The sequence below is a fragment of the Xenorhabdus griffiniae genome (assembly GCF_015163655.1).
Lineage (GTDB): Bacteria > Pseudomonadota > Gammaproteobacteria > Enterobacterales > Enterobacteriaceae > Xenorhabdus > Xenorhabdus griffiniae.
The window spans coordinates 1-7075 of sequence record NZ_JADEUF010000148.1; the positions used below are offsets into that span (position 1 = coordinate 1).

At 37.6% G+C, this 7075-nt stretch carries 8 protein-coding genes and 1 pseudogene; 8 read left to right on the forward strand and 1 reads right to left on the reverse strand.

Annotation, left to right across the window (positions count from 1 at the left end; genetic code table 11):
- From IQ211_RS17095 to IQ211_RS17105, 3 genes and pseudogenes are all read left to right on the forward strand, one after another.
- Positions 1-648: cytochrome P450 (locus tag IQ211_RS17095; RefSeq protein ID WP_193836424.1), on the forward strand; the 648-nt coding region annotated here is incomplete at its 5' end.
- 234 nt (positions 649-882) lie between these two features.
- A pseudogene (locus IQ211_RS17100) lies at positions 883-1032 on the forward strand (IS110 family transposase); the annotation flags it as partial.
- A 111-nt stretch (positions 1033-1143) separates the two neighbouring features.
- Positions 1144-1449, forward strand: a complete 306-nt coding sequence (locus IQ211_RS17105; RefSeq protein WP_189759110.1) for a LysR substrate-binding domain-containing protein — start codon at positions 1144-1146, stop codon at positions 1447-1449.
- Positions 1450-1561: 112 nt separating this feature from the next.
- Here IQ211_RS17105 and IQ211_RS17110 read toward each other — a convergent pair whose 3' ends face one another.
- Entirely contained in the window at positions 1562-2473 is a 912-nt protein-coding gene (locus IQ211_RS17110) for a LysR family transcriptional regulator (protein ID WP_189759111.1), read from the reverse strand.
- A gap of 462 nt (positions 2474-2935) precedes the next feature.
- On the opposite strand from IQ211_RS17110, the gene IQ211_RS17115 reads away from it, so the two are divergent.
- The 5 genes from IQ211_RS17115 to IQ211_RS17135 all read left to right on the forward strand — a co-directional run.
- Positions 2936-4147: an MFS transporter gene (locus IQ211_RS17115; RefSeq protein WP_189759112.1), complete on the forward strand. Its 1212-nt coding sequence runs from the start codon at positions 2936-2938 to the stop codon at positions 4145-4147.
- Positions 4144-4551 carry a carboxymuconolactone decarboxylase family protein gene (locus IQ211_RS17120; RefSeq protein ID WP_189759113.1) on the forward strand — a complete coding sequence of 136 codons (408 nt, stop codon included), beginning with the start codon at positions 4144-4146 and terminating at the stop codon, positions 4549-4551. Before IQ211_RS17115 ends, IQ211_RS17120 begins: the two co-directional genes overlap by 4 nt.
- Positions 4552-4845: 294 nt before the next feature.
- On the forward strand, positions 4846-5589 hold the full coding sequence (locus tag IQ211_RS17125; protein WP_223281650.1) for an Hcp family type VI secretion system effector: 744 nt from the start codon (positions 4846-4848) through the stop codon (positions 5587-5589).
- Positions 5590-5593: 4 nt separating this feature from the next.
- Positions 5594-6799 carry a hypothetical protein gene (locus tag IQ211_RS17130; RefSeq protein ID WP_189759114.1) on the forward strand — a complete coding sequence of 402 codons (1206 nt, stop codon included), beginning with the start codon at positions 5594-5596 and terminating at the stop codon, positions 6797-6799.
- A 1-nt stretch (position 6800) separates the two neighbouring features.
- Positions 6801-7075 (forward strand): putative periplasmic lipoprotein (locus IQ211_RS17135; protein ID WP_193836425.1); only part of this gene is annotated, 275 nt, incomplete at its 3' end.

Genomic DNA, 7075 nt, shown 5'->3' on the forward strand with positions numbered 1-7075 from the left:
TCTTATGAATTGGAAGATAAAATTCTAAATCTAATAGAAATGAAGGAAAACAATCCAGGCAAGGATCTTATATCATTCATCATTGATGAAAATAAAAAAGATATAAAGAAAAAAATAACCAATAGCGAGATAGTTGCTCTAGTACTTAATATCTTGCTTGCTGCTAGTGAACCTGTAGACAAAGTTCTCTCAACTTGTATATATCATTTATATAGAAATCCCACTTACTTAAAAGAAATTTTATCTGGAAATCGCAAACCAAATGATATTTTACAGGAATCACTGAGAATAACACCTCCAGTTCATTTAATACCAAGATTAACAACCCAAAAATATATAACTTCTCACGGTGATATTTTTGATAAAGGAGAACTTGTCTATTTGCTTATCCCTGCTGCTAATAGAGATCCTGATTATTTTGAACAGCCTAATGTATTTGACCCAAATAGAAATTTCAAAGGCCATGTATCATATGGAAGTGGGATACACACATGCATTGGTGCTCAGTTTGCCAACTTGCAGTTGAATTTAGCAATACTAAAATTGGCTCCATTAATTTTATCTTTTAATGAAAAATCATATCCTATATTTGATGGTGTATATACTAGAGGTGCAATAAAATATGTTCTTGCAAAGAAAAATAAGTAAATATAAAAACAATGATTATTTACTATTTTGTATTAGAGGAACTAGTTACATAACTTTTACTAAAAAGCCAGCAATAGCTGGCTATATACCGTAATTTTATGAAAAATATGTGATGGCAACAAAAACCATCGAACACTCAATATTAATACAGAGCACGGGCATATTTAATGGGATAGTCCCCCTCACCTTGTAGGCATAAATTAGCAGAGTGATTTTTTTAAAGAGGTCATCATCATGAACAGCATCGCATTTATTGGTATCGATCTCGGCAAACATATCTTTCATATCCATTGCCAGGACAAATCGTGTAAAGCCCTTCTCCGTAAAAAATTTACCCGTACCAAATTGATGGAGTTTTTAGCAGGCTGTTCTTCTGCAACGGTTTTTGTACGTCTGGATGAGTTTCCGCTGACGCCAAATGGCAAGCTGGATCGCTAGGCGCTGCCAGCACCAGGCCAGAAACAGGTCTATGAAGCCCTGAAAGGGGAGATAGAAATGGCATTAGCGGCCATTTGGTGTAACTTGCTGGAAGTTGAGAAGATCAGTCGGCACGGTGGGAAAGTGAAATATGCCTCAAATAACATTTCTGCAATTCGCTCCCTAACCTTGTCTGGTTTAGGCGTATCCATACTCCCAGAGTGGTTTATCAATGGGGATATAGCATCTGGTACTTTGGTCGAGCTTTTCCCTGAATATCATCTGCCAAAGCAGGAAATATCGATTGTATTTCCAAATAATGTGCAACTTCAACGTAAGAATCGTCTTTTTATAGATTATCTATTAGAAAACCTGGTTGTGTGAGCAAGAAAAATAATGATAATTTTGGAATCAAGGAGAGTGAGAAAATGGACTAAAAATAAACAGCCTTCATTTGAAGTAATCAATTTTTATTGATCACTTCAATAATACTGTTTTAGTTCTCTTTATTATTAAGTAAACTGTTTAAACTATTAATAACTATTTCTCTGGTTTCACTCTTACGTATGACTGCATAGACATCAATATTCAAAGATTGAGCAGCAACGTCATCTAATTCTCTGTAACAAAGTCCTTTTTGATTAGAAATACATATAGAACGGGGCATAAGCGCCATTCCTTTTCCTCTTGAAATATCAGAAAGCATGACCAGTGAATCATCAGGTTCCTTACATCTCTTTAATGAGAACGGTAATTGTTGAAAATAATTTTCACATTTGTCATAAAAAATGGGATTTGCATTTCTTGAAAACCAAAAAAGGGGGAGATCTGAAACCTCTGTAAGAGAAACTTTTTCTTTCAGACTAGCGGGATGAGAAGACGGCATTGCAAGCAAAAGGGGTTCACGGTAGAGCCAGTAAAATTTAAGATCATGTTCATTATGTAGACTCTTCTCTCCTATAATAACAATATCCATTTTACCTTTTGCAAGAAAATGTAAGAGCTGGCTAGAAACCAGATGCGGTGTGTCAATTTCATCTCTTGTCATAAGAGCTTTAATCTTATTATGGAGATCCGATATATTGTTAAAATTTAGCGTACAAGTAAGTCCAATACGTAAATAAACTTCCTCATTTTTAATTTCACGCATGAACAGAGTGAATTCATTGATGAGATGTGTTGCTTTTTCAACCAGTATCAGTCCGTTGTTTGTCAGATGAACTTCATGAGTATTCCGGGTAAAAAGATCACAACCGAGAGTTTCTTCAAGGCATTTGATATGACGAGTCAGGGGAGGCTGTGTCATATGTAGCCTTTCTGCTGCTCTTCTGAAATTAAGCTCTTGAGCAACGGCTAAAAAACATTGTAACTGTTTTATGCTGGGTAGCTTATTATTAATGTTGTCCACAAATTCTCCATTCCATTAATTGAGTGGCATATTGAATGACAAATACATTATCCGCTCATTTTTTCACATTATATCAATTTAAATTTTATGCAAATAATTTGTAAATTATTGAGTGCGAATAATAAGGCTAAATAGCGTTTCAAAATGATAGGCGTATTCCTTACCCCGTGCGAGGTAAGGAAATCCAACATCTGATACTCATCAGTATGATGAAAACCTATTTAGTGATATCAAAAATGAATTACAAAATTAACAATTCTCATGAAAATTCATCGTAGTATTTTGATATTTGAAGGGCTAAATAAGTGTTCTAAAAAATAATACTTTTGTGACGTACAGTTCATGAACTTATCGAATTACGCTCATAAAACCAGTATATGTAAGCTCCAATGCAAACCTCTTTGATTATGTGAAGATGAAAGAATGGGGCAACATTTAACATCTATTCAAAGGTTGTAATTCATGACATCAAAAATTAAAAGTCCTGAAATGCCGTTTAGGACATGGTTAGCTTTGTTTATTCTTGCAATATCAACGTTTACTATTGTGACGACTGAACTGGCTCCTGTTGGCCTGCTGACACCGATAGCAGATGGCCTTAATACTTCAGAGTCCAGCATTGGGATGACGGTATCACTGTACGCATGGGGTGGGGCATTAAGTGCGCTTTTGGCGTCTGTTTTTTTGGGAAATTTCCCCAAAAAGATCCTGTTGTTAACGCTGACAATCATCTTGGCTGTATCAAATATCTTGTCTGCAACCATTGATTCATTTGAAGTGCTCTTGGTTGCCCGTGTCATTGGATCTGTAGCCCATGGTGCTTTCTGGGCGATGATAGGTGCGACAACGGTAGCAATGGTTCCGATAAAGTATCTGGGTACAGCAACATCAATTGTCTTTGGTGGAGTTTCAGCCGCCAGCGTATTGGGTATCCCTTTGTCTAACTATATCGGTTTGCACTTTGGTTGGCGCCAAGCGTTTTGGTTGATGGCACTACTGAGTGTGGTTGCATTCTTTGGCATCATGCTTCTTGTTCCTAAAGTTACAACTAAAAGTACAATTGGTATTAACGCCTTAAAAAGTGTGTTGAGTTCAGCCATACAGTGGAAAATTTATGCGGCCACATTACTTGCTATTACAGCACACTTTGCTGCGTTTACTTTCATCGAACCCTGGCTCAATGCGCAACCCATATTTTCTAAGGATTTCATCCCTACAATTTTATTCATTTATGGTATTGCAGGTTTAGGCGGTAATTTCCTGACCGGCATTGTCATTGATAAACACCTTAAAACTACGGTCACACTGTCTGCTTTGCTTATCGGGGTTGTTCTTCTGATCTTAGGTATCAGAGCAGAATCACTATCCCGCACAGATATCCTGATAGCGATAGCTTTATGGGGCGTCGCAATTTCTGGGATTTTCGTGGGCTTCCAAACCTGGGTTCTCCGTCTGGCCGGCGATAAAACGTTTCCGGCATCTGCGGTTTATGTTTCGTTTTTTAACGGAGCAATCGGAATGGGGGCTTTAGTGGGAGCCTGGATGGTCTCAGCGTTGTCACTTCATGCACTCTTTGTGACCGCAGGTGCTGTAATCGCTCTGTCCATACTTATTATCTCTACGATCCCTTCCAACATTTCCACCAGTAACACACTTACGGAGAAAGTTATATGAAACAAGGTACTGAACTGACAAATCATGGTCGGGACATTATGAATCAGTTAGAAAAAGGTCTCGCCGATAAAGTAATCAATCGCCTCAAAGAATTAGATGAAAACTTACCCTATCTGGTTACTGATTATGCATTTGGTTCAGTAGTCGGTCGCCCAGGTCTTGATCTTAAGGCCCGTGAAATGCTCACTGTTGCTGCTTTAGTGAGTCTTGGTAATGCTCAGCAACAGTTGGAGTTACACATGCGAGGGGCGCTTAATGTTGGGGTAACACCTGAAGAGTTACTTGAGGTTGTTATACAGATGGCAGTTTATGCAGGAGTGCCGGCATGTATGAATGGATTAACGGCATACCGTTCTGCTATTGCTGCTACAGAAAACAATTCTCCAACTGCATTAAGGGGTTAATTAACGTCATTCTATTCTTTTACCAAAGTGTCCGAATTTATTAAAGCACAACAATAGGGGTATCTCTGGTAGGTAAATAAAAGCCAGATAAATGGGAGGTAGTAAAATAAGGTATTGAGCTGATTTGGTATTACCTGAAATTTAAATGATGTGATTATCTGATTTTGTTTAAGAATAGACGTTAATCACAATTTCATTGATGGACTTTTATTCATACTGGAATCCATAAATATTCCTGTTGTACCCTGTTTCATTCATTTGATATTTATCGGAAGTCAGATCACAGGAGACAAGATGTCACACGTTATCTACTTATCACTAAAAGGCAAGAAACAGGGATTAATTTCAGCGGGATGTTCAACGCCCGAATCTATTGGAAACCGCTATCAAATAGGCAGGGAAGACGAAATACAAGTACTGAGTGTCAGCCATTCAGTGAGCCGTGACCAGAGTGCACATCATCACCCTGTTAGCTTTACTAAACTCATTGATAAATCCTCGCCGTTGTTAGCGATGGCAATCGACGGAAACGAATTGCTGGAAGCGCGCTTTATGCACTACCGGACAAGCCCGATGGGACAACTGGAACTCTTTTACGAAATTAAATTGACAGGCGCAACGATTGTTGATCTTGCCTATAATTACCCTCATTCCATTAATGATAACGGCGCAATCCCCCATGAAGTGGTGATGCTCGATTATAAATCTATCTCATGTCAGCATATTGCTGCGGGGACTTCGGGCTACAGCATTACACAATTAGCCGGGCGTGAAGAAGGCAGGCCGATGTTGTCTGGGTTCTCGAATGTTAAGCCGCTTAAGAAGCCGTTGGTTGAAGAGACTCCGGTAAAACCCGCTAAACATCATGCCCGCTATCGTTGTGTGGATGATGATGGTAATCTTTTAACCGAACGCAAGTATCGTGTTTGCCTGCCGGATGGTCAGGTAAAAGAAGGAAAAACTGATAAACAAGGTTATACCCAATGGCATCTCACTGATGACAAAAAGAACCTGAGTTTTCATATTTTAAAGGATTAGTACCATGCCGACTTATACCGTCTACACAAAAATAGAATCAAATGTACCTGCCGAAAACTTGCTGTATGATTTAATCATTTATCGTAAGGACGCAAAAGGAAACCATCACATATTACTCGATATTTTTCAGGCACAATTACAGAGCAATTATGAAACTCAACAGCATGTCACTGAAGAAACAGACGATGATCTTTCCGTGACATATATTATGCAAATCATGCTTTACCGTAAGCATGGTTCAAATACGATTCAGGCATTGCAAGCCCCCTTTAAAAAGATGTATACACTGGGGGAATTCGTAGAAGGTAAAGCCTGTTCGGATAAAAAACGAGAAAATGCCTGTTATTTTGAAAGCACGATTGAAACAAAACCTGTTAGCGATGGGGATAATACCGTTGAATTAAAATTGACTATTCCTGAAAGGGTATTTATTGCGGAAGAATATCCAATTGGTCATCCTGATGATCCATTTGAGAAGAATAAAGTCGAATCACAAATTCAGGATAGGTTATCAAAAAGAACTTATCCGGATCAAAATGGGGCAAGTTTATGTGGACCTGCGGCATTTTTTTATTGTTTACAAATGGACAGACCAGATATCTATGAGCAAGCTGCGCGTGAGTTATGGGAACATGGCAGAACTAAAATTGGTCAATTAGAGATTAAGCCAGGTGATGGTTGTCGTCATCCTAAGGGAACTTTTTATAATTCACGAGGTGAAAGAATCTCAGGATTAGATTGGTTGACATTAGCCAGTTTAAGAGATTCAGAAAATATAATTATGGCCTACGATGAAGTTTCAGATCAAGTAGCGGGTATTACTGATTGGTGGAAGTTATCTGATTGGTTTGAAAGAGCTGGTTATGAAAAAATTTTTAGTAATGTTGGATTATCACATAGCAATATAAATGATTTAGTGGCACTTTGTGACTATTATAATAAAGGATGTCATGTTGTTACTTTAATTTCAGCAGGAATGTTATCAGATTTCACTGAAGAAACATCAGGAAAAAATCATTGGATAGTTTGGGAAGGTGTGGTAAAAAATTATGAAAATGAAATTATAAAAAATGATTCAGATCCGAACCAGTATGTGAATTTAAATCTGTTTTCATGGGGTAAAGTAGAACCTCAAATAAAAAACAATAAATCATTAGATTATGTAAAGAATCATATCTTTGGAGGAATGGTTTTTAAACCGCTTAAATAATATGAAAAAAATACTGATAATTTTTATTTTCTTACTTTGTGGCTGTGGGAATCCAACGCCAAAAGTTTTACCAGAATCAGAAATCCTTTCTGATGCTGTGATAAACGAACCATATCAAGCATCAATTACCATCACAGGAGGTGCATTAAATGAGAAAAGTGTTTGGGTGGAAATTAATCCTGCTGACTCTGGCTTAACATGGCACCCCAAAGAAAGCTCTTTTCAATGGGAAGGGAAAGAAATAATAAGAAAACATTATCATAATATAAATATAAC